Raw genomic sequence first — 21,746 nt, 5'->3', positions numbered from 1 at the left:
GGGGGCGGCGGAGTCGTCCCTACAGGTCGAGGACGACCTCGGTGGCCGGTCTGCTGCAGCACACCAGGACGTTCCCCGGCTCGGGGGCTTCCAGCGGCTCGGTGACGTAGGCGACCTCGCCGGACACCAGCGGGGTCACGCAGGTGTGGCAGACACCGGTGCGGCACGACCACCGGGTGGGGATGTCGCACGCCTCGGCGAGCGTGAGCAGTGAGCCCTCCCCCTCCGGCCAGGGAGCGCTGATGCCACTACGGCCGAACGTGACCAGCGGGCCGTCTCCCGGCGGCCCCGCCGGCTGGTGCGGTCGGAGCGCCGCTTGCGCGGTCACGCCCGGGTTGACCGGAGGCAGGGCGCTGAACAGCTCCCTATGGATCCGCTCCGGAGCGAGCCCGAGCGCGGTCAGGTGTTCCGTGACATCGCCCATGAACCCGGCGGGTCCGCAGAGGTACGCGTCCGCCTCGGTGGGGACGCCGATGTCGGCCAGGGACGCCAGGGTGAGCCGACCCTGGCTGACCTTCGGGGCGGCGACGAGCCCGGCGGCGGCTTCGCCTGCGGTGTAGTACACGTGCTCGTGTGCGTTGGGGAGCTGCTGGAGCAGCGCGTGCGCTTCGTCGGCGAAGGCGTGGTGGCCGCGGTCGCGGGTCGTGTGGATCCAGAAGACCGGGCGGGAGTCCTGCACGGCGGCCAACTGGTGCAGCATGGCCAGCACAGGGGTGACCCCGATGCCCGCCGAGACGAGGACGACGGGCCGGGTCCCCACTTCCAGGACGAAGCTGCCGCGTGGGCTGGCGATGTCGACGACGTCCCCGGCGCCGAGTCTGGTGTGGAGGTAGCCGCTGACCAGGCCGTGCCGCTCCCGTTTGACGCTGATGCGGTACGCGTCCGCCCCGGGCGCGGAGGACAGCGAGTAACTGCGCACCGCGGCAGGGCCGTTGCCCGGCCGGACGCGCACGGACAGGAACTGCCCGGCCTGCGCCGCCGGCAGCGGGCCGCCGTCCGGGTCTTCGAAGTGGATCGAGCAGACCGTGGGCGTCTCGGGGACGACGACTGCGACGCGCAGAGGCCTGAAGCCCGGCCAGCCGGTCGGCCGAGCGGGCCTGGGCGGTTCGAGCAGTTCCTTGAACGACTGCCGCCAACCCGGGCTGAGCGCCGGGATGTTGAGCACCCGCCGCAAGCTGTCGGCGTCGCGGCCAGGCAGGTAGAGAAGGGCGTCCACCTCGGCGACGGTCATCTTCTCCGGGCCCTGGGCGAGCAACTCGATCCCGTCGCCCGCCTGCACCCGCCCCTCGACGAGAACGCGCAGGTAGAAACCGGGACGGTGGTGGGAGACCAGCAGCGCGGCCATGTCGGGTCGGCCCAGGCGCATGCCGACCCGATAGCAGGTGACGCGGGGTTGGGTCACTTCGAACTCGGCCTCGCCGATCCGGTAGCGGTCCCCGATGCACACCTGGTCGTCGGGCAGGCCGTCGACGGTGAAGTTCTCCCCGAACATGCCGGGCCTCAGGTCGTCGCGGTCCAGTGTCCGCGCCCAATAGGCATAGGACTGGGCCTGGTAGACGAGCACGGCCCGGATCTCACCCCCGTGCCCCGCGAGATCGCCCTGTCCGTCGCCCTCGACATTGAGGCGCCGCACCCGCCGGGGACCCTGCACCGGCGACTTCCACACCCCCGTACGGACGGTCCGCCCCTGCCAGGTGACGTCGGCGGGCAGGCCTACGTTGACGGACAGCAGCGTCCCCATGAGTTCTCTCCTGAGTGCGACCGACCTTGCGCACGCTACGGCAGAGCGGGCCTGCGTGCTCGCTGCGAGCTGCAGGGACACCCGGCCCCAGCTCAGGACAGAGCCCGAGGGCGCAACGAATGCTAACCATCATAGACAGCTTGACAGGTTAGTCACAGCATGATCGACTTGTTCCGTGGCCGTTGCTCTGCGCGACCCACAGCGCCAGCCCCGCCGCCGGGACGCTGAGAGCGAGCACCCGGTCGGCGGGAGATGCAACGTTTCTGCCGCTCACCGCGTGTGGGTCGACTCGGAACACATCCGCGGCACGCCGTAGACAGCGCCTCCCTGACAGACAGTCATAACCGACATATCGTCAGGGACCGGATCCCGTCACCACGCGACGGTCCGCCAGAGCTTCCATGCCAGACCTCCTTGTCCTGGCCCCGTTGGCATGCCACCCGCGTCGTCGGACAAGGGCCACCCTCCCTCCCCAGCAGATCCGCGTGATCACTCCTCCCGGAGGTACCCCATGCGTGCACGGACTCGACGTCTCGGCACGGCTGTCGCCACGATCCTGGCCACCATGACGGCGCTGGTCGCCACCGCACCTGCCGCACCCGCCGCCACCGCCGCGCCCGGCGCAGCGGGTGTCGGCGCGGTGCGGGCCGGCGGCGTCCACGCCGTGTTCGTCCAGACCAACAGTCCGTCGGGCAACCACATCGTCGCCTACCACCGCGCCGACAACGGCCGGCTCAGCCAGGCGGGCAGCTACGCCACCGGCGGGAACGGCGGCCAGCTGGCGGGCTCGGTCGCCGACCACCTGGCGTCCCAGGGCGCGCTGACCTACGACCGCGACCACGGGCTGCTCTACGCCGTCAACGCCGGGTCCGACTCGGTCTCGGTCTTCTCGGTCGACGGTGACCGGCTGCACCTGCGTCAGGTCATCGACTCCGGCGGCACCTTCCCGGTCAGCGTCGCGGTCCACCGCGACGTGGTCTACGTCCTCAACGCCCTCGACGGCGGATCCATCCAGGGCTACACGGTCGAGGGCGACCACCTGCGCGAGCACGCCGCCTGGCACCGCTGCCTGGGACTGGACCCGAACGCCACCCCGCAGTTCACCAACACCCCCGGACAGGTCGGCTTCACCAACGACGGCGACCACCTGGTCGTCACCACCAAGGCCAACGGCGACAACGTGGACGTCTTCGCCGTCGACCGCTCCGGGGCCCCCTCCGACACCCCGCAGGTCACCAACCTGCCCGCCGCGGTGCCGTTCGGCTTCGTGCCCAACGGACGCGACGGCGTCTTCCTGACCGAGGCCGGGCCCAACGCCCTGGTCACCCTCGACATCCACCGCGACGGGACCACCACGCAGACCGCCTTCGCGGCCACCGGACAGGCCGCCACCTGCTGGGTCGTCGCCATCGGCGACCTGCTCTTCACCTCCAACGCGGGGAGCAACAACGTCAGCGCCTTCCGCGCCACCGACCGCGGCCGCCAGCTCACCCCGCTGGGCTACGAGAGCACCGGGAACCCCGGCCCCATCGACGCCGCCGCCTCCGCGGACGGCCGCTACCTCTACGTCCTGACCGGCGTCGAGGGCGTCGTCGACGAGTTCTCCGTCGCCCACAACGGGAACCTCACCCCCATCGGCACGGCGACCGTCCCCGACGGCCCGGGCAGCGAGGGCATCGTCGCCTTCTGAGCCCACCACCCCGGAGACCCGGAGTTCCAGCCACAGCAGCACACGACCGCGCCGCCCGGAGGCCTTCTGCGCCTCCGGGCGGCGTGGTCTGCCTACGCTGCGGCAGTGCTGTGCGGTGCCCGACGCGCGTGCCGGGTCGGACCGCATAAGACTGGAAGGGAGCGGCACACCTGGCGACTCAAACGAGCGAGGCGGCCATGGCAACTCCGATCGGACAATCCCGAAGGGCCGTTCACCGGGGAGGGGCCAGGCGCCGACTGGCGAAGGTGTTCGCGGTCAGCCCCGCAGGGATCGACTGGCGTCGAGGCGTGGCGTTCCTGGACATCGCGCTCATCCCGCTTGTGGTCTTCTGGGCGATCGGCCACGAGGAGTACCTCCTCAGCGCGCTGTTCGGGCTGCTCTTCGCAGGCCTGAGCGACCCCGGGGGCAGCTTCGGGCACATCGCCTCCCACGTCGCTGCCTTCGGGCTCATCGGTGCGGGCGTGACGGCGCTCGGGTTCGGCATCGCGGCAGACGCCTGGGGCTGGCTCGTGTTGGCGGCCTTCGCGGTCACCCTGGTAGCGGGCCTGGCGATCGCGTTCGGAGCGCGCAGATTCGCCACCGCCCTGCTTCTGAACATGTGGTTCATCGTCACGCTCGGGGTGGGGTTCAGCTTCCACCACTACGCGCGCCTCACCAGCTACACCTGGGGTCAGGTCCTCGCCTGGACGGGCGGGGCGGCACTGTGGATCGTCATCGCGTTCCTCGCGTGGTTGATCCGAGGGCGCACGGATCAACCACAGCCGGTCGCGGAGCTGCCCGGTGACACCTCGCGCCGGAAGCTGACCCGGCCGCTCATCATGTTCGCGTTGGTCCGCGCGGTGGCCATCTCCGGCGCGGTCGCACTGGCGTTCGGATTGAACCTGTCGCACGGGTACTGGATGCCTATCGCGGTCGCCGTCGCGTTGAAGCCGAACCTGCAACAGGCCACGCTCGCCTCCGTGCAGCGCATCGTCGGCGCGCTGATCGGCGCCGTCGTGGCCGCACTCCTCCTGCTTCTGCCCGCCGGCGAAGACGGGCTCAGGCTCTTCGCCGTCACGCGAGGACTCGAAGTGGTCGCCCTCGTCCTGTTGATGCACGGAGTGGCCATGCGCGTCTGGAACTACGCGCTCTACACCGCCGCCATCGCCGCAGGAGCGCTCGTCCTGGTGGACCTCGCGCAGCCCTCCGACTACGCCGCCGAGGGTTACCGCGTGCTGTGGACCGTGTGCGGCGTGGGGATCGGCCTGCTCGTCATGCTCCTCGCGGGCGTACTTGCCAAGCGCACCGCCAAACGCACCGCCAAACCGCCGGCACAACCGGCCTGAGCGCCCGGTTCAGCGGTTCCCCTCCGTTTCCCCCGCGCTCCCCCGACCGGCCCCGGACCCTCGGCTGACGCGCACAGCCCCCACCATGACCTTGACGACCAGGCCGAGGACGATCAGGTCTGCCAGCATCTGCCCGGTGACCACCAGCCGTGCCGTCTGGCTCCTGGCGGTGATGTCGCCGAATCCGACGGTCGAGAACACGGTGACGGCGAAGTAGAGCCCGTCGGTATGGGAAAGGTGCCCGCCGAAGCTGCCAGGAGCCACATTGGCGAGCGCGACGTAGGTGCCCGCGAAGAGCAGCAGGAAGAACGGGACGCTCGTGGCCAGCGCCTCGACCGCCCGCACAGCCGGCTCCGGAGAGCCGAGGATCCAACGCACCTGGAAGACGACCAGAACGATGAATCCCGCCAGCCCGACCAGGAGCATGGCCACGGAGGCAGGCTCCGAGGAGCGGTCCAGGGGCAGCACGTAGTACAGGATCACCAGCGCGGCCACCGAGCCGACCACACGCAGCACTATCCGAAGGATCCTTCGAGCGGAGGGCCGTCCCACCGCTCCGGACCCGCCTGGGGTCCTGCCCGTCTCCTGCACTGTCCACCTCCCGGCGCGATCACTTGGACGAGTGATCGGCCTCCGCGGTCGTCAGGGTTCTAAGCCTCCAGGCTCTTCGCCGCGTCGCGGATCGCGTCGAGGACGACGTCGGGGTGCGAGAGCATCGGCACGTGGCTGCTGTCGACGGCGTAGGTCTTCGCACCCATGCGCTCGGCCGCCGCCCGCTCCAGGTCCGGGTTCACGGTGCGGTCGTTGTTCGCGACGATGTACCAACTCGGCTTGGTACGCCAGGCCGTGCCGGGGACCTGCTGCGTGAACAGATCCGGGACCGGCACGGCGCCCGTCGCCCAGACGAGCTTCTGCTCGGCTGCGGGCAGATCCCCGCAGAAGTCGGCAAGGCCCGCCTCACGGAGCCAGATACGGCCGTCGGTGATGTCGATGTTCTGGAAGACGGGCGTGGGGGCGAACTTGTTCTGCTGGTCCTGCGAGGTCTCGTCCTCGTCGGGCGCGAGCGCGGCGATGTACACCAACGCGCCCACCCGGTCGTGGGTGCCGGCCTTGGTGATCAGCGTGCCGCCGTAGGAGTGACCGACGAGCACGACCGGGCCGGGCACGTGGTTGATGGCGCGGGTGACGCACGCGACGTCGCCTTCGAGCGAGTCGAGGCCGTGCTGCGAGCTGTAGACCTCGTGGCCCTCCGACTGAAGCGCGGGAATGAGCTTCCCGAAACACGACCCGTCGGCCCACAGCCCATGGGCGAAAACGATGCTGGCCTTGCTGGCCATGACGTCCTCCTCCTGCGTAGATACCAAGCGGCATCAACCGTCACACAACGTATCTATCTCGACACCCATGGTGGTCACGCCACGTCGTCCCCCGCAACGCCGGGTCGCACCCCACCAAGTCCGCGCCAGGCACTGGCACCTCCCACTACTCGGTGATACTTTGTAGTGGTACTCGGTAGCACGAAGTACCGACGGAACAGAGGTGGGCTTGCCATGGACGACCTGACGGAGATGCTGAAGGGCACCCTCGAAGGGTGCGTGCTCGAAATCATCGGCAGCGAGGAAACCTACGGGTACGCCATCACCCGTCAGCTCAACGAACTCGGCTTCACCGACGTCGTCGAGGGGACCGTCTACACCATCCTGCTGCGACTGGAGCGGAACCACCTCGTCCAAGTGACCAGACGCCCCTCCGAGGCCGGTCCGCCGCGCAAGTTCTTCTCGCTCAACGAGGCCGGGCGCGAGGAGCTCGCGAGGTTCTGGGCGAAATGGCAGTACGTCTCGTCACGCATCAACAAGCTCAAGGAGGAGGGCGGGAGATGAACTTCTGGGAGACCATCACCGGCAGCGATCTCACCAGGGAGTGGAAGGCGTTCGAAGCCAGGGCCGAGGCCCTGCCCGACGACTACCGGGCGGCATGGGAGCAGATCAAGGTCCACCTCCTGCCCCACGGAGGCCTGACCGGCCGCAACCTGATGCCGATCGTCGACGCCGCGCTGGCCCTGCTGGAGGAGACGGCGGCGGACGGACTGAGCATCGGCGAGGTGCTCGGCGACGACATCCGCGGCTTCTGCACGGCACTGGCCGGCGGAAAGGAAGCCCGGACCTATCGCGACCGCTGGCGCGAGCAGTTGAACCGGAACGTCGCACGGAAACTGAGCCGGTTGGAGGGCTGACGTGAGCATCCACGACATCATCGAGGGTAAGAAGCAGTGGCGGGCGCACCTGGCTCGGGTCAAGGCGCTCCCGCCGGACTACCAGATCGTCTACAAGGAGATGCAGAGGTACCTGTTCAAGGTCGGGCCGACCGAACTCTCCGACGGGCCGCTGCTCCCGGGGATCGTCGACTTCTTCGAGGAGGGGGTGACCGCGGGCAAGGGGGTCATGGAGCTCATCGGCCCCGACGTCGCCGCGTTCTGCGACGGCCTGGTCAAGGACTCACGCACCTATGCGGACCTCTATCAGGAGTCCGTCAGCGGAGACTGACACCCACCAGCAGAACCGCGCGTCCGGAACCGCGCGCAGATCCTGCGCCCTCCGGACGCGCGCCATGACACAAGGAGCCTGACGGTGTCCCAGCCTCGACCCGCCGAAGTCCCCGAAGTCCCCGCGTACCTCTCGGGCATCGCCCGCGCATTCCCGGCGGCCTGCTCCGTCGTCACCGACCCGGACGGCAAGGTCCTGCTCGTGCGCAGCTTCAACCGTGAGCACTGGGGCTGCCCCGGCGGAGTGATCGACCCTGGCGAGAGCCCGGAGCAGGCCGCCGAGCGGGAGCTCGCCGAGGAGACGGGGCTGCACCTGCCGGCGGGGCGGTTGCTCCACATCGCCTGGGCCTGCGGCGACGGCAGCGACCTGCCGAACATGCCCGGCGTCCAGTTCTACTTCGACCACGGCACCGTCCCCCTCCCCCACCCACCGTTGCGCCTGCAGCCGGACGAGGTCCGGGATGCCGCGTGGGTCGCGGTCGACGACCTCCCGGCGTACATGGGCCGACTGCGCATCGCCCGCCTCCGCGCAGCCCTGGACGCCCGCACCGGCGGCGAGGTGCGCATCCTGTCCGCCACCCGCGCCGAGTTGAAGGCCGACGCGGCGAAAGGACGGTATGTAACCTGATGTCGCATCTGTCGTTATGGGTGGCGTCGCCCTTGCCGTGAGGTCGACCGGGCACGCGCCCGCCGACAGCGACAGGGAGAACGGCGACGTGACGCAGGCGAGGGAGCTCTACCTGAGCGCGGCGGACTCGGCTGCCAAGCTGCTGGCCGCTCCGGAGGTGGCGGACGCCTGGTTCCAGCCCTCGGCGCTCGCCAAGCTGAGCGTCCAAGGGCTGGCGGGGCACCTGGCCGGGCAGGTCTTCCTCGTCCCCACCGTGCTCGCGGAGCGCGAACCCACCGAGCCCGCCATCTCGATCCACGCGTACTACGCGCGGGTCAGCTGGATCGGCTCGGACCTCGACACGCCGTTCAACCAGGCGATCCGCTCCGGCGGTGAGGAAGACGCGGCCGAGGGTCCCGCTGCCCTGGCCACGCGCGTCGCCGCATCGGTCGAGGCCCTGCGCGCCGGCCTGCCCGGCGTTCCGAACCGCCGGGTGCGTCGCCCCACCTGGGGACCGTGGTCGATCAGCTTCGACGACTTCGTCACCAGCCGACTCCTGGAACTGGTCGTCCACTCCGACGACCTCGCCTACAGCGTCGGGGTGCCGACGCCGGAGTTCCCGGCCGCCGCCGTCGAGACCGTCGTGGACCTGCTGACCCGGATCGCCCTGCGGCGGCACGGCGCCACCGATGTCCTGCGCGCGCTGAGCCGCAGCGAACGCGCGCCCGCCTCCATCTCGGCACTCTAGCTCAACTGCCGCACCCCGCCGCGGACTTGCTCAGTGCGTGAGCCGAAGGTAGGTGTCGGTGGTGCGGACGCTCGTGAGCGGCGAACCCGGCGCGCACCCACCGGCGACGCGCACCACCGCGTCCGCCGAAAGGCCGGCGACGGACAGGGTCGCCCCCTTGAACAGGCCCGAGGTGACGGTTCCGGCGAGGTCCACGCTGCCGAGCTCCACCTGGCGCGCGGTCCACGTGATCCCGGAGGTTCCGACGGTTGCCGCGTCGGCCTTCTTCCAGGTGATCGTCATGGAGCCGTTCAGACCGACCGTCTGCAGCGCCGGATCGGGCAGGCAGCTGGCCGCACCCTTTCCGGTGAAGGTGGCGTCCAGGCCGGTGATGCCGTCGGGAGCGGCACCGCACGCGGGTCCCGCGGTGATCCCCGGTCCGGTGATACTCCCGCTGACGTCCTGTGAGCTGGACGCCATCTGCACGCCGGGGCTGAAGCTCTCCGCCGAGCTGACGGCGCAGGACAGCAGCTGGGCTGCTGAGGAGTGCGCGAGAGTGGCGACACCGAGAGCCAGCGGGGACGCGACTGCGAGGGCGGACGCGAGGGCAGCGACGCTGCGGCGCATGACGTTCTCTCCTTGGGGCATCGGGCTGGTCAGAACCAGGATGCGGTCAGTGGTGCCGCGGCACACGTCGGCTTGGGCCGGCAGCGTGCGGCAGGCGTCGGGCTGACTACCCCAGCGGCCTTTCGACCGCGCGGTAGACCTGCACGCTGGAGATCTCGGTGGTGATGGGCGTCAGCGTCGTCGGCTCGCGGCCCGGCTGGGCGGAGATGCTCAGATTCATGATCAGATATGCCTTCCAGTCCAGCGGCACGCCCTTGTGGTCGCTGAAGACGGCCTTCATGGACTGCGGAGTGGAGCCCAGGTACCAGGTGACGGTGTCGGTGCCGAGCCGGGCGCCCACGTAGATCCACTTTCCGAAGCCCAGGAGACTGCTGCGGACCAACGCGCCGATGTCGCCGTCCACGTGGTTGACGAACTCCGCGACGCCGGGCGTCTCGCTGTGCCACTCCAGGATGTCGACCTCGTTGTCGCCGTCCTTCCAGGTCCACAGGCCGGGCCAGGCCGCATGCCCCCCGCCGTCGGTCCGTTCCGGCAGACGCAGGTGGACCAGCACGTAGTCGTCGGGATGCACCATGAACCCGTCGCCTCCGCAGGGGCCGCCGTCCCAGGGCTCGGTCGTGAGCAGACCGGTGGCCCACTGTCCGTGCGGCGAGCGCGTGCGGGGGGTGGCCCGGAGGAGAACTCCCCCGCCTTTGACGACGGACATCGCCGAGGTCGTGGTGTAGTCCAGCTTCCAGTTGGGGGCGTTGGTCCGCCCGTCCGGATAGGCGGACGTGTAGGGGCACCACACGGCACCGGGCCTGCCCCAGTCCGTCTTGCGGAACAGGTCGCTGAAGACCACCGTCGTCTGCGGCGACACGACCTGAGGCGGCGGAACCTGTGGAACCTGCCGAGAAACCGGAGCGACTGGAACTACCGAAACCTGTCGGGGCGTCACCAGTGAGACTGCGATCAGTGGGAGCAGCCCGCAGAGCAACACTGCGGGACGCGGGCGTATCTGAGGCCAGGACACAGGCCGGACTTCCCCTCTGGGGCGATGTGCGACAGCCCCCTGCACACGACCGCCACCCACCCAACAAACGCCTTCCGCACGCGACGCGCACTCCCCGCTGAGCCGTTCGTGGCCGCCGCCCTCGCCTTCCGCACGAGAGCCCACCCTCGCGTGCCTCGGCGATGGTGGGCTCGGCGGTTGGTGCGGTCGACGCCGTCCGGTCCGTCCGGTCTGTCCGTCAGCGGGCGGCGGTGACGGCGGCCCGGGCCTTCTCCGCGCTGACGACCTCACCGTTGAAGCCGAACTGGTGAAGGTCCCCGCCTGGGGCCTCGATGCGTCCGGCGTCGGCCAGGCCGCCCGCCTTCACCGGGTCGAAGCCGGCCGCGCGGATCAGCCGCTCGGCCGCATGCGCCGCGCGCTCGTCGTCGGTGGCGTACAACAGCGCCGCCCGCTCCGGGGTCCGGTTCGCGCTCGCGGCGAGCGCCTCCGCGGCCAGGGTGCCGAACGCCTTGACGTAGTGGGCACCGGCAGGCAGCAGCGCGGCGACCACCGATCCGGCCGACTGATCGTCGGGCAGGGACCGCACGAACTGCCCCTGGGCGTCGAAGGCGATCGGGTTCGACGGGTCGACCACCACCTTGCCGTCGAGCACCGACGCGACCTGCGGGATCAGCTCCTTCATCGGGTCCAGCCAGACGGCGAACACGACGGTGTCGGCCTCGGCGATCGCGTCCGGCACGGCGGCGGCGCGCGCGAGCGGCCCGAGCTCTGCGGCGAGCTCCTGTGCCCCGGACGCGTTCTTCCCCGCCAGGACGACGTGCTCGCCTCCGGCGACCAGGTGCCGGGCGACGGCACTCCCGATGTTGCCGACACCCACGATTGCGGTGGTCATCTCGGGTCCTTCCTCTCTGCTGTCTGCTGTCTGCTGACGTGAGATCAGTTGTTGCTCTGTCCCCCGACGTCACGCAGGTCATCGGCAGCAACCCGAATGCCTGACACGCCCTCACCCGGTCGCCGGAGCGGACCGGGGACTACCCGGCCCGACCGTCCTGGACGTCGAGGCACAGTGCCCACACATCGGAGAACGTGTTCGGGGAAGGGGACCCGCCGGCGTGGATGTCGGCGGTCCAGTCGGCGGAGGTACCGCTGCCGTCCGCAGCCGGAGTGCCGTCGGCGTCGCTCGGGAAGCTGCCGACCAGGTGGGTGCCGCCGGAGCCCGCCTTGGTGAAGTCGGTCGTGGTCACCGACCCGCCGCTGGCCGCCGCGCCGCCGCCGAGCAGCACCCCGTCGTCCGGGGCGCAGCCGGTCGTCACCACCTGACTGGCGCTCGCCTCGGTCGGCCCGGCCGCCTCGCGGAAGCGGACGGTGGTCGTGTCGTGCTTCATGTCGACGCCGAAGCCGGTGCAGATCGCGTAGGCGTAGGTGGTGTTGTCGTCGTCGCGCCCACCGCCGATGCCGCCGACGGCGGCCCAGGAGTCGGGGTCCGTCTCCCCGTCGGCCGCGGCCTTCCGGCCGAAGTCGTGGGCGGCGTCGGCGAAGGTGGGGTAGCTCGCGATCGGCTTGAGGCTGCCGACGCTCGCCGGGGTCGCCCGCGCGCCGCCGCCGAGCAGCCGCGTCCCGGCCGGGCAGGTCGCGACGACGACCGTCGCGGTCTGCCCCACGCTCGGCCCGGCGGCCTTGTCCATGACCACGAGGGTGTGCCGGATCCCGTTGCTGGTGAGGCACATCGCGTACGGGGTGGTGGAGAACGCGGGGCTGGAGTTGCTGCCGCTGCCGCCGAAGGCGAGCCAGTGGGTGGCGTCGGCCCCGACGATGCCGGGCGTGCCGAGGTACTCGGTGACGCCGTCCGCGCTCGGGGACACGCCCATCACGTGGTTGCCGTTCCCGGCCCGGTTGTCACCGGTGGCCTGGTCCGCTCCGCCCCCGGTGACGAGGCCCTGGGCGCAGTCGGCGTGGGAGGAGACACCGGTGAACGGCGTGCCGGGGCCGATGGTCGGACCGGGGCTGGCAACGGTGACGCTCGCGGTGTGTGCGTCGGCGACCCCGGACAGGGCCAGTACCAGTACCGCGCCGGGGACGAGCGCCTTGCCGAGGAGGGAGGTGCGCAGGGTTCGGTTCTTCATGTGCGTCGGTCTCTCTGCCGTCAGCGGATGGGTCAGACGCCGTCGTTGGCGCACAGCGCCCAGGCGTCGGTGTGGTTGGTGGTCGAGGCCATGCCGCCGGTGTGTGCGAACGCGGTCCAGGACGAGGCCGTGGTGGTCCCGTCCGCGACCGGGTTGCCGCTGGAGTCGCTCGGGAAGGCGCCGTTGAGGTGGTCGCCCGCCGAACCCGGTCCGGCGTAGTCGGCGCTGGTCGGGCTGCCGCCGCTGACGGCCGCGCCGCCGCTGACCAGGGTGCCGTCCGTGCTGCCGCAGGTGGCGGTGGCGTTCTGGCCGGTGCTCGCGGTGTCCGGTCCGGCGGCCTCGCTGTTGCGGACCTTGACGGTGACTCCGCTGACGTTGATGCCGCTGCCGCTGCAGATCGCATAGGCGTAGGTCTCGTCGGCGGCGTTGGCGCTGTTGTCCCAGCCGACCGCGCTCCAGGAGTCCGGGTTGCTCTCACCGTCGGCCGCGGCCTTCCGGCCGTAGTCGTGGGCGCTGTCGTCGAACGTCGGGAAGCTGCCGATCACCTTGAGGTTGCCGGAGTTCGCGGGCGACACCAACGCACCGCCGCCGAGCAGCACGGTGTTCGCGGGGCAGGTCGCGGTGACCAGGCCCACGGTCGCGGCGACGGTGGGCGTGTTGGCCTTGTTCATCACCACCTGGGTGTGGTCGATCAGTGTGCTGCTCAGGCACATCGTGTACGGGGTGGTGGAGAAGGAGGAGTTGACCTGCCCGCCGCTGCCGCCCTTGGCGATCCAGTACGCCACGTCGGTTCCGACGACGCCGGTGGTGCCGGTGTACTCGGTCGAGCCGTCACCACTGGGCTCGCTGCCCAGCACGTGGTTGCCGTTCACCCCGGCACCCGTGCCGACGGCCTGGTCGATGCCACCGCCGGAGACGAGTCCGCCGGCACAGGCGGCGTCGGCGGACACCGACGAGTCGGCGACGCTCGGTCCGGCGGTGGCGCCGGGGGTCCGCACGGTCACGCTCGCAGAGTTCGCGTACGCGGAGCCGGGCACCGCAAGAACGAGTAGCGCGCCGGCGACCAGCGCCTTGCCGGTCGCTCCCGCGGTGCGGCGGCGTCGCGAAGTGTCCCGCATGCAATGTCTCCTCTGGCTGTTCGGACTGCCTCGTTGAGATTCGGAGGCGGGTCGATTCAAGCGACGGCCGTACGCACTGACGATTGGTCGCGCACCCAGTCCGGCGGCACTTCTGCTGGGTGATCAGACAGGAGGCCGGCAGCACGGTGGTCGGCCGGGATTTCCTCGGCTGATTTCGATGCGGAAACCGCGCTCAGCGGATAACGTGATCTTCGTACGATCGCTGTCCGCGTTACCGCATCACCCGCTGTTCGAGGACGCGACCCCACCAAGGGTCAGCACATACTGCTGGCCCTCGTCCCGAACGGGAGAAGAGCATGGCGCAGGGCACCGTGAAGTGGTTCAACGCCGAGAAGGGCTTCGGCTTCATCGAGCAGGCGGGCGGCGGCCCGGACGTGTTCGCCCACTACTCGGCCATCCAGGGCGGCGGCTACCGCGAGCTCGTCGAGGGTGAGACGGTCACCTTCGACGTCGAGCAGGGCCAGAAGGGCCCGCAGGCCGCGAACATCGTCCGCGGCTGAGCCACACGCACACAGCAGCAGACCCCCGTCGGCGGTACGCCGGCGGGGGTAGCTGCGTTCGGCGCTGCCGCGTTCACCTGCGGGAAACCCCGTAGGCACGACGTCGTTGGGTTGCTAGGTTCGGACCCCATGACGACTGGGGTGGACGAGAGCGTGCTGGCTGGCGAGTCGGGCGAGGAGGGCGACGCCCGGCTCGGGGCGGCCTTCGCCAAGCTGTGGGGTTCGAGCACGGCGTCCGCCTTGGGGAGCGGACTGACGACGATCGCCACGCCGCTGCTGGTCGCCTCGCGGACCAGCGATCCGCTGATCGTGGCCTCCGCGTCCGCTGTCGCGTGGCTGCCGTGGCTGCTGTTCGCGCTGCCGGGCGGGGTGCTCGTCGACCGGGTCGACCGGCGGCGGCTGATGGTCGCGCTGGACTGGGGCCGCTTCGCCGCGATGGGCGTGCTGTCGCTGACGCTGCTCACCGGTCATCCCAGCATCGTGGTGCTGTACTCGGTGCTGTTCCTGATCAACACCGGCGAGGTGGTGTTCCGCTCGGCCGCGCAGTCGCTGGTGCAGACGGTGGTGCCGCGCCCCTTGCTGGAGCGGGCCAACGGCTGGCTGACGGGCGGGACCACCCTGATGCAGGGCGTCCTGTCGGGACCGCTGGGCGGTCTGCTCTTCGCGGTCACCGCGGGACTGCCGTTCCTGGTCAACACGGGTACGTACGCGGCCAGCGCGCTGCTGATCGCCATGGTCGCCGGCTCGTTCCGGCCGGAGGCCAGCTCGGCGAACGCGGACGGGGACGCCGACACCGTCGCTGACAAGGGCCGGCGTTCGGTGTGGCGGGACATGGCCAAGGGCTTCCGCTGGCTGATGCGCCAGCGCCTGCTGCGCACCATGGCCCTGCTGATCGGCCTGCTCAACGTGACCCTGACCGCCGCCGTGGCCGTGCTGGTGCTGCTGGCCAAGGAGCGGCTGCACCTGGGCTCGGTCGGCTACGGCGTGCTGTTCTCCTGCATGGCCGTCGGCGGGATCGTCGGCTCCGCGATCGGCGACCGGCTGGTCGCGTGGTGCACCGCCACCTGGACGATCCGGATCGGCCTGCTGATCGAGGCCGCGATGCACCTGGCCCTGGCCACCTCCCACAGCGCCTGGCTGCTCGGCGTCATGCTCTTCGCCTTCGGCGTGCACGGGGTGCTGTGGGGCATCGTCGCCAACTCGCTGCGGCAACGCATGACGCCGCCGGAGCTGATGGGGCGGGTCAGCAGTTCCAACCTCTTCATCGCGGCGGGCGGAAACTGCGTGGGCGCGCTGCTGGGCGGCGGTCTGGCGTCACGCTTCGGCGTGGCGGCGCCGTACTGGGTGGGCTTCGTGGTGGCGGTCGGCGTCATCGCGGCGACCTGGCACGTCTTCGACCGCGAGTCGGTGGCCGCGGCCTACGCGACGGACCCGGCCCAGGCAACCACGGCCGGGTGAGCGGCCGTCACCGACGGCGCGTGCACGGAGACGCTTCCGCTGCTCTGACCAGCGAACTATCGTGAACGGATGAGCGATCGAGCCCACCCTCTGTCCGCACGGACCGCGCGCGCCGACGATGTCGACGCCGTCGTCGCCACCCTCACCACCGCGTTCTTCGACGACCCGGTGTGGGGCCCGGCCTTTCCCGACCCCGGCAGGCGGGCAGCCCAGGCCGGGGCGCTGTGGCGGCTGTTCGCGACCTCCGCGCTGCGCTATCCCTGGCTTCTGGTGAGCGAGCACGTGGAGTCCGCCGCGGTGTGGATCCCGCCGGGTGGAACGGAACTCAGCGAGGACGAGGAGCACGGTTTCGCGGACTTCCTGCGCGAGACCACCGACGAGCGGACCGCCGCCGGGATCCTGGCGATCCTGGAGCCCATGGAGGAGGCGCGCCCGAGCGAGCCGCACTTCTACCTGAGCCTGCTCGGCACCCACGACGACCATCGCGGCAAGGGACTCGGCATGGCGCTGCTGCGCGAGAGCCTGGTCCGGATCGACGAGCTCGACATGCCCGCGTACCTGGAGTCCAGCAATCCCGCCGCGAACGACAAGCGGTACGCCGCGCTCGGCTTCGTCCCCAACGGCGAGCTGACGATGCCGAACGGACACCTGGTCACCACCATGTGGCGCCCCGCGCGCGGCTGACCCGCAGCCGAGCCAGGCCCGCCTCCAGCCGCTTCCGTTCGCCCATTGGAGTCGATCACTCACGAAAAGCGGCGATCCGTCGTAAGCAAACGATCGTCCCGGACTCATCTCCAAGCGAACCGGCCACCCGCCGGCGCCGACCGCGCACCCCAACGGTGTACGTACTGCTGCTAGGAGACCGACCGTCATGACTGTCGTTCCGCTCGACCCCGCGTCGCCCGCCTCCCATGCGGTAGGCATCGACTTCGACCAGACGCTGGTCGCACACGACGACGGCTGGCAGGACGGGCGCATCTACGGGCGGCCGATCCCCGGGGCGATCGAGTCGCTGCTCGAACTGAAGAAGGTGCGGTCGGTGTTCGTCGTCACCGCCCGTCCCCGTGGCCATCACCCGGAGGTGGCAGCCTGGTTGCGTCGGCACACCGGGCTGGAGACGCTCGTGGACGACGACCCGGACCGCGCCTACTGGCAGGGAGACTGCCTGCTGGTCACCAACAAGAAGCTGGGCGCGGCCGTCTACATCGACGACCGCGCCCTGCGGTTCACCGGCGACTGGACGACCACACTCGCCGAGGCACACCATGCCATCGGCCTGCGCCCTGACGCCGCGGCGACAGCGCGGGACCCTCGCCGCCAGGGGCTGTAGGTGGTGCACCCGCAGGAGTGCGCGCACCACCTACAGCTGCGTCACACCTACAGCCGCGTCACACGTGCGCGTGCTACGCGGTCGGGTCCCACTCTGCGAGCTGGTCCATCGGCTCGGTGTCGCCGGTGTTCTCCAGCCTGTCGATCGGGAGGCGGTCGTAGAAGTAGAGGACGAGTTCGCTCGCTGGGCCGCGCATCGACAGGTCGCCCGGCTCGGCGTCGGCGGCGAGGTCGTCGCAGCGGATGCCGTCGGCGTTGAGGGTCAGGCGCCAGGAGCGGCCCTCGGTCGCGTGCAGGTCGATGGTCGCCGGCTTGAACGGCCAGGGGACGTTCGTCGCCGAGACGGTCGTCAGGAACTCGTCGACGCCCTCGACCGCGACGTCCGTCGGCAGCGGCTGTGCGGCGCCCAGGGTGAGTTGGACGTCGTAGGTGTGGACGGCGATCTCCTGGACCTGGTGCCGGGCGATGGCTCCGCTGGTCTCCGGGGCCTGCGAGCCGCCCCACCAGGTCCAGCAGCCGCGGTCCGGGCCGGCCTCGCGCATCGCGTCGAGCATGAGCTCGGCTGACTCGGCGAGCCAGGCGTCCAGGGCTTCGCGGTCGCGGGGCGCGGTCGGGGCGCCCTTCGGGTCCGTCTTCGCCGGGGGCTCGGCGCCCGGGCCGGCCGCGACGATGGCGGCCTGGCGGCGGCGCCCGTCGCCGAAGTGCTGCGCCAGATCGCGCAGCGTCCAGTCCGGGCAGCTCGGGACCTGGACGTCAAGGTCGGGGGCGGACGCGATCGCGGCGCGGAAAGCGGCCGAGCGGTCTTCGATCAGCCGCAGGACCTGGGAAAACTCCAAGATGTTTTGCACGACGGTTTGTGTATCACGGCGCTCGGGCCGCCGGGTAGCGAATTTGTCGTACGAACGCCCCGACGGCCGGGCGGAGCGCGGGCGCCGAAGCCGTCAGCTTCGGGGCTCGGCCGCCTTGCGCGCGGCGTCGGTCTGGGCCTGCTCGGCGAGTCGGCGCTTGGCGTCCTCCCAGGCGATGGGGAGTTGCTCCACCGGGACCGACCAGAAGGTGAAGGTCGAGTCGCGCATGGTCGAGCGCACTCCCTCCATCACCCCGCGGTGCGGCTGGGTCCGGGCGTAGGCGTAGAGCGCATCACGGTCCACCCAGGCGGACAGCGTGAAGAAGGTTCGCTTGAAGGGCCGTGCGTCGAGGGAGGCGCCCAGCGCGCCGGGCGCCTTCCGCACCTGCCCCCAGGCGGACATCGCCTTCAGGAAGAACCGTGGGACGTCCTTGAGGGACCGCACCTCGAAACGCGACGCCATCACGTAGGCCTCGGTGTTCGGCGTAGCCGGGTTGGGAACTGTCCAGGGAAGCGTGGGCACCGCGACGCACCTCCAGAATTGGATAGTGGTACTGTCTAAGTTAGACAGTACCACTATCCAATCGCTCCGCGGGAGGACGAACTTTGCGGATCTCCGAGCTCAGCCGTCGCAGCGGGGTGCCGACCGCAACGATCAAGTTCTATCTGAGCGAGGGCCTGCTGCCTCCCGGCCGCGCCACCTCCGCCACCCAGGCCGAATACGGGGAGCAGCACGTACGACGCCTGCGGCTGATCCGCGCCCTGATCGGCGTCCGCAAGCTGAGCGTCAGCGCCACCAGGCAACTGCTCGCCGCCGTCGCAGAACACCAGGGCGACCTCCACCAGACCCTGGGCCTGGTCCTCGGCGCCCGCCCTCTCACCGGTGACCAAGCCGCCGTGGAGGAGCAACCGTCGGCAGACGTGCAGGAGTTGGTCACCACCCTGGGCTGGCAGGTGTCCCCGCGCTCCCCCGCCCGCAGAGCCACGGCTGAATCACTGGAAGCCCTCCAGGCGTTGGCACCCGACATCACCTGGCAGTCGCTCGTGCCCTACGCACAACTGGCGGAAGCGACCGCCGCACTCGACCTGGACGGACTCGAACAGACCGACAACCCGCTCGAACGGGCCGAACGGGCCATCCTGCTGACGGTCCTGCTGGAACCGGTCCTGCTCGCGCTACGCCGCCTGGCGCAGGAGAACGAGTCGGCGAAGCGGTACGGCGGCTGACGGCGTCAGCTGGGAAAACCGTTGTGGGGCACGTGGATCACGGTGGTAGAACTGCCGCCATGCATACGACCCTGGCGTCTCCCGATCTGCTGCGGCTGATCGACGAACGCGCGACCGCCTTCCGCGCTGTGATCGCCTCGGCGCCCAGTCTCGACGTGCAGGTGCCGACCTGCCCCGAGTGGACGCTGTTCGATCTGGCGCAGCACCTGGGCCAGGGGCGTCGCTTCCGGGCCGCCACCATCGCCGCGGGACCTGCCGACGCTCCCCCGGCCGAGGCCGATGCCGAGAACAACATGCCTGCCCCTCGGGAGCGCGAAGAGCTGCTGGCCTGGTCGGCCGCAACAACGCAGCAGTTGCTGGACGTGCTGCTGGCAGCCGACCCGGACGGCAGTTGCTGGACCGGCTGGGGTATCACGCAGCTGCCGGACACCTGCCGTTCCGTCGCCCGGCTCCAGCTCCTGGAGATAGCCGTGCACACGTACGACGCCCAGGTCGCCGTGGGCGCCCCGCAGCCGCTGCCGGCCGAGGTGGCGCTGGACGGTGTCGAGGTGGACCTGTTCCTGACCTGCTTCACGACGAGCGCCTGGCCGCACAAGCCCACCGCCATCGACTACCACGCCACCGAGGGCCGCTCCTGGCGTCTCACGCTCGACGGCGACGGCGGACGGACCACCCGGCTGCCCGCCACCGGCGAGGACCCGGACGCGGCCGGCCTCTCCATTCGTGGCACGGCCAGTGATCTGGTCCTCTACCTGTACGACCGCATTTCGGTGGACTCCCTGGAACTCGACGGGGACCCACAGCTGCTCGACCTGCTCCACGCCTGGGAACCGGAGGACTGAGCGCGAGGGCCGTGGAGCCCCTCTAGTCGGCCACCCCCGGCGGGAACGGTTCGGCGTGTGCGCCGGTGACGAGGTAGACCACGCGTCGGCCGACCGAGACGGCGTGGTCGGCGAAGCGTTCGTAGAACCGGCCGGCCAGCGCGATGTCGACGGCCGACTCGACGCTGTGCTGCCAGCGGTCGTCCAGGAGCCGCCGGAACAGCGCGCGGTGCAGGTCGTCCATGGCGTCGTCGTCGCCCTCCAGCCCCAGGGCCACGGTCAGCTCCCTGGTGGCGATCACATCGGCGGCCTTGGCCATCAGGCGCTGGGCCACGTGCCCCATCTCCAGCACGGTCGCGTGCAGTTCGGCGGGTACCGCCTGGTCGGGGTAGCGGCGGCGGGCCAGCTTCGCCACGTTGACGGCCAGGTCGCCGGAACGCTCCAGGTCGGCGCTGATCCGCAGCGCGGTGACCACCGTGCGCAGCTCCGTCGCGACCGGCTGCTGACGTGCCAGGACGGCGATCGCCCGGTCCTCAAGCTCCCGCTGCAACCGGTCCAGCCGGTCGTCGGCCGAGATGACGCCCTCGGCGAGGTCGAGGTCCACGTCGAGCAGCGCCGCGGTGGCGCGGCCGATCGCCGAGTCCGCCAGCCGGGCCATCTGCTCCAGCCCCTGCGTGATGGCGTCGAGCTCCTCGCGGTAGATGACGCGCATGCCAGTCCCTTCTGACGGGTCGTTCCGCGTTCGGTCCACCCCCACCGGCAGACCGACCTGGACGTTTTCCTGCTCCCAGACATACACCATCGGGGGTCCGCGGAGAGCGCTTCGCCGAGATCGCGCGCGAACACCGCGACCCCGACCGGGGCAGCGCGCGCTACGGAACCGGCCTACCGTGGGGAGGCGTGAGCCGGTTCCTGATCCTGAGCGCGAGCATGGGCGAAGGGCACGACGCCGTCGCCCGCGCGCTGGCGGCCCGGCTCAGCGGTCAAGGCCACGACGCCGTGCCGGTCGACCTGCTGCGCCTGCTGCCGACCCGAGCGGCGGGGGCGGCGCTGCGTGGCTTCTACAAGGGCTGTATCCGATATGCGCCGTGGGTGTACGCGGGCATCTACGCCGCGTTCTTCCGACTCGGCGACGGGCCCGGCGACGGGCCCGGCGGCCCGCACGAGCGGCGCGGGCCGGACACCACTCCGCTCGCCGCCGCCGTCGGGCCGCGCCTGCGGGCGCTGACCGAGCGGTTGCGGCCCGACCTGGTGGTCCCGGTGTTCCACCTGGCCGCCCAGGTCACCGGCCTGGAGCGGGCGCTCGGCCGGCTGAAGGTTCCGACCGCCGTCCTGGTCACCGACGTCGCGGTGCACCGCCAGTGGCTGCACCCCGGCAACGACCACTACCTGTGCCTGACCCGGGACGCCGCCCACGCCGTCCACGCCGCGACCGGCCGTCCCGCCCGTGCGGTCGGTGCGACCCTCGCCGACGCGTTCCTGCCGCCACGCGCTCCCGCACGGCGGCCGGACCCCGTCCTCTCGCGCGTCCTGCTCTCCGCAGGGGCCTGGGGAGCCGGGACACACTTCGCCGAAACCGCGCGGACCGTCGCCGAGGCCGGGTTCGCGCCGGTCGTGCTCTGCGGCCGCAACGAACGCCTGCGGCACCGGCTGCGCACGCTGCCCGGGGTCACGGCGCTGGGCTGGCAACGGGATCTGCCGAGCCTGCTGGCTGGTGCGACCGCGCTGGTGGACAACGCTGCGGGCCAGACGGCCCTTCAGGCACTGGCGTTGGGCGTCCCGGTCGTCGGTTACCGGCCGCTGCCAGGCCACGGTCGCGACGGCGTCCGGGCGATGGCGGACCTCGGCCTCAGCCGGCTTGCGGACACGCCCGCCGACCTCGTGTCGGCCCTCGACGAGGCACGCCGCGCTCCGCAGACGGCCGTTCCGGCACGGGAGTTGCTCTTCCCGGGGACGGCCGCGACCGTTCTGGCGGACTTGGCGGACGGTCGACGGCCCGCCGATCCTCGGTGAAGGACCGCCCCTCAGTAT

Annotated in this window: 25 protein-coding genes; 14 read left to right on the top strand and 11 right to left on the bottom strand. The window is 70.9% G+C overall.

Annotated features, from left to right (window positions below):
* Window positions 1-19: 19 nt before the first annotated feature.
* On the bottom strand, window positions 20-1,741 hold the full coding sequence (locus tag I2501_RS04165) for an MOSC and FAD-binding oxidoreductase domain-containing protein (protein WP_196192447.1): 1,722 nt from the start codon (window positions 1,739-1,741) through the stop codon (window positions 20-22).
* Between the two features lie 511 nt (window positions 1,742-2,252).
* On the opposite strand from I2501_RS04165, the gene I2501_RS04160 reads away from it, so the two are divergent.
* Both I2501_RS04160 and I2501_RS04155 read left to right on the top strand, forming a co-directional pair.
* Window positions 2,253-3,431 (top strand): lactonase family protein, encoded by a 1,179-nt coding sequence (locus I2501_RS04160; RefSeq protein ID WP_215909265.1) that lies wholly within the window; start codon window positions 2,253-2,255, stop codon window positions 3,429-3,431.
* Between the two features lie 308 nt (window positions 3,432-3,739).
* Window positions 3,740-4,777, top strand: coding sequence for an FUSC family protein (locus tag I2501_RS04155; protein WP_328806190.1), 1,038 nt, complete (start codon window positions 3,740-3,742; stop codon window positions 4,775-4,777).
* A 9-nt stretch (window positions 4,778-4,786) separates the two neighbouring features.
* On the opposite strand, the gene I2501_RS04150 is transcribed toward I2501_RS04155, so the two are convergent.
* On the bottom strand, window positions 4,787-5,293 hold the full coding sequence (locus I2501_RS04150) for a potassium channel family protein (protein WP_328806189.1): 507 nt from the start codon (window positions 5,291-5,293) through the stop codon (window positions 4,787-4,789).
* A gap of 134 nt (window positions 5,294-5,427) precedes the next feature.
* Entirely contained in the window at window positions 5,428-6,114 is a 687-nt protein-coding gene (locus tag I2501_RS04145) for an alpha/beta fold hydrolase (RefSeq protein WP_196192444.1), read from the bottom strand.
* 213 nt (window positions 6,115-6,327) lie between these two features.
* Here I2501_RS04145 and I2501_RS04140 point away from each other — a divergent pair, with 213 nt between their 5' ends.
* The 5 genes from I2501_RS04140 (at window position 6,328) to I2501_RS04120 (ending at window position 8,674) form a co-directional block, all read left to right on the top strand.
* Window positions 6,328-6,657, top strand: a complete 330-nt coding sequence (locus I2501_RS04140; protein ID WP_196192443.1) for a PadR family transcriptional regulator — start codon at window positions 6,328-6,330, stop codon at window positions 6,655-6,657.
* On the top strand, window positions 6,654-7,010 hold the full coding sequence (locus I2501_RS04135; protein WP_196192442.1) for a DUF1048 domain-containing protein: 357 nt from the start codon (window positions 6,654-6,656) through the stop codon (window positions 7,008-7,010). The genes I2501_RS04140 and I2501_RS04135 overlap by 4 nt, the downstream gene beginning before the upstream one ends.
* A 1-nt stretch (window position 7,011) precedes the next feature.
* Window positions 7,012-7,320 (top strand): DUF1048 domain-containing protein, encoded by a 309-nt coding sequence (locus tag I2501_RS04130; protein ID WP_196192441.1) that lies wholly within the window; start codon window positions 7,012-7,014, stop codon window positions 7,318-7,320.
* An 84-nt stretch (window positions 7,321-7,404) separates the two neighbouring features.
* Window positions 7,405-7,947, top strand: a complete 543-nt coding sequence (locus tag I2501_RS04125) for an NUDIX domain-containing protein (RefSeq protein WP_196192440.1) — start codon at window positions 7,405-7,407, stop codon at window positions 7,945-7,947.
* 88 nt (window positions 7,948-8,035) lie between these two features.
* On the top strand, window positions 8,036-8,674 hold the full coding sequence (locus tag I2501_RS04120) for a maleylpyruvate isomerase N-terminal domain-containing protein (RefSeq protein WP_196192439.1): 639 nt from the start codon (window positions 8,036-8,038) through the stop codon (window positions 8,672-8,674).
* A gap of 30 nt (window positions 8,675-8,704) precedes the next feature.
* Here the strand turns inward: I2501_RS04120 and I2501_RS04115 are convergent, their stop codons facing one another.
* The 5 genes from I2501_RS04115 to I2501_RS04095 all read right to left on the bottom strand — a co-directional run bounded on the left by I2501_RS04115 (window position 8,705) and on the right by I2501_RS04095 (window position 13,512).
* Window positions 8,705-9,280, bottom strand: a complete 576-nt coding sequence (locus I2501_RS04115; protein WP_196192438.1) for a hypothetical protein — start codon at window positions 9,278-9,280, stop codon at window positions 8,705-8,707.
* Window positions 9,281-9,386: 106 nt separating this feature from the next.
* Window positions 9,387-10,139: a LamG domain-containing protein gene (locus I2501_RS04110; protein WP_196192437.1), complete on the bottom strand. Its 753-nt coding sequence runs from the start codon at window positions 10,137-10,139 to the stop codon at window positions 9,387-9,389.
* Between the two features lie 370 nt (window positions 10,140-10,509).
* Window positions 10,510-11,208 (bottom strand): NADPH-dependent F420 reductase, encoded by a 699-nt coding sequence (locus tag I2501_RS04105; RefSeq protein WP_328806249.1) that lies wholly within the window; start codon window positions 11,206-11,208, stop codon window positions 10,510-10,512.
* A 94-nt stretch (window positions 11,209-11,302) separates the two neighbouring features.
* Window positions 11,303-12,394 (bottom strand): hypothetical protein, encoded by a 1,092-nt coding sequence (locus I2501_RS04100; protein WP_196192435.1) that lies wholly within the window; start codon window positions 12,392-12,394, stop codon window positions 11,303-11,305.
* Between the two features lie 32 nt (window positions 12,395-12,426).
* Entirely contained in the window at window positions 12,427-13,512 is a 1,086-nt protein-coding gene (locus tag I2501_RS04095) for a hypothetical protein (RefSeq protein ID WP_196192434.1), read from the bottom strand.
* 317 nt (window positions 13,513-13,829) lie between these two features.
* On the opposite strand from I2501_RS04095, the gene I2501_RS04090 reads away from it, so the two are divergent.
* The 4 genes from I2501_RS04090 to I2501_RS04075 all read left to right on the top strand — a co-directional run bounded on the left by I2501_RS04090 (window position 13,830) and on the right by I2501_RS04075 (window position 16,821).
* Window positions 13,830-14,033, top strand: coding sequence for a cold-shock protein (locus I2501_RS04090; RefSeq protein ID WP_196192433.1), 204 nt, complete (start codon window positions 13,830-13,832; stop codon window positions 14,031-14,033).
* Between the two features lie 129 nt (window positions 14,034-14,162).
* On the top strand, window positions 14,163-15,491 hold the full coding sequence (locus I2501_RS04085; protein ID WP_196192432.1) for an MFS transporter: 1,329 nt from the start codon (window positions 14,163-14,165) through the stop codon (window positions 15,489-15,491).
* 69 nt (window positions 15,492-15,560) lie between these two features.
* Window positions 15,561-16,175 (top strand): GNAT family N-acetyltransferase, encoded by a 615-nt coding sequence (locus I2501_RS04080; RefSeq protein ID WP_196192431.1) that lies wholly within the window; start codon window positions 15,561-15,563, stop codon window positions 16,173-16,175.
* 187 nt (window positions 16,176-16,362) lie between these two features.
* Complete coding sequence (locus I2501_RS04075) at window positions 16,363-16,821, top strand: HAD family hydrolase (protein WP_196192430.1); 459 nt, start codon at window positions 16,363-16,365, stop codon at window positions 16,819-16,821.
* Window positions 16,822-16,894: 73 nt separating this feature from the next.
* Here the strand turns inward: I2501_RS04075 and I2501_RS04070 are convergent, their stop codons facing one another.
* Window positions 16,895-17,668: a maleylpyruvate isomerase family mycothiol-dependent enzyme gene (locus I2501_RS04070; protein WP_196192429.1), complete on the bottom strand. Its 774-nt coding sequence runs from the start codon at window positions 17,666-17,668 to the stop codon at window positions 16,895-16,897.
* 93 nt (window positions 17,669-17,761) lie between these two features.
* Window positions 17,762-18,190: a DUF3291 domain-containing protein gene (locus I2501_RS04065; RefSeq protein WP_196192428.1), complete on the bottom strand. Its 429-nt coding sequence runs from the start codon at window positions 18,188-18,190 to the stop codon at window positions 17,762-17,764.
* A gap of 83 nt (window positions 18,191-18,273) precedes the next feature.
* On the opposite strand from I2501_RS04065, the gene I2501_RS04060 reads away from it, so the two are divergent.
* Entirely contained in the window at window positions 18,274-18,894 is a 621-nt protein-coding gene (locus I2501_RS04060; RefSeq protein WP_196192427.1) for a MerR family transcriptional regulator, read from the top strand.
* Between the two features lie 59 nt (window positions 18,895-18,953).
* Window positions 18,954-19,736 (top strand): maleylpyruvate isomerase family mycothiol-dependent enzyme, encoded by a 783-nt coding sequence (locus I2501_RS04055; protein ID WP_196192426.1) that lies wholly within the window; start codon window positions 18,954-18,956, stop codon window positions 19,734-19,736.
* A 22-nt stretch (window positions 19,737-19,758) separates the two neighbouring features.
* Here I2501_RS04055 and phoU read toward each other — a convergent pair whose 3' ends face one another.
* Entirely contained in the window at window positions 19,759-20,427 is a 669-nt protein-coding gene (gene phoU, locus I2501_RS04050; protein WP_196192425.1) for a phosphate signaling complex protein PhoU, read from the bottom strand.
* Between the two features lie 188 nt (window positions 20,428-20,615).
* Here phoU and I2501_RS04045 point away from each other — a divergent pair, with 188 nt between their 5' ends.
* Window positions 20,616-21,728, top strand: coding sequence for an MGDG synthase family glycosyltransferase (locus I2501_RS04045; protein ID WP_328806188.1), 1,113 nt, complete (start codon window positions 20,616-20,618; stop codon window positions 21,726-21,728).
* The last annotated feature ends 18 nt before the right edge of the window (window positions 21,729-21,746 follow it).

Source organism: Streptacidiphilus fuscans, from assembly GCF_015690355.1.
Classification (GTDB): domain Bacteria; phylum Actinomycetota; class Actinomycetes; order Streptomycetales; family Streptomycetaceae; genus Streptacidiphilus; species Streptacidiphilus fuscans.
This window is presented reverse-complemented; position numbering and strand designations above follow the sequence as displayed.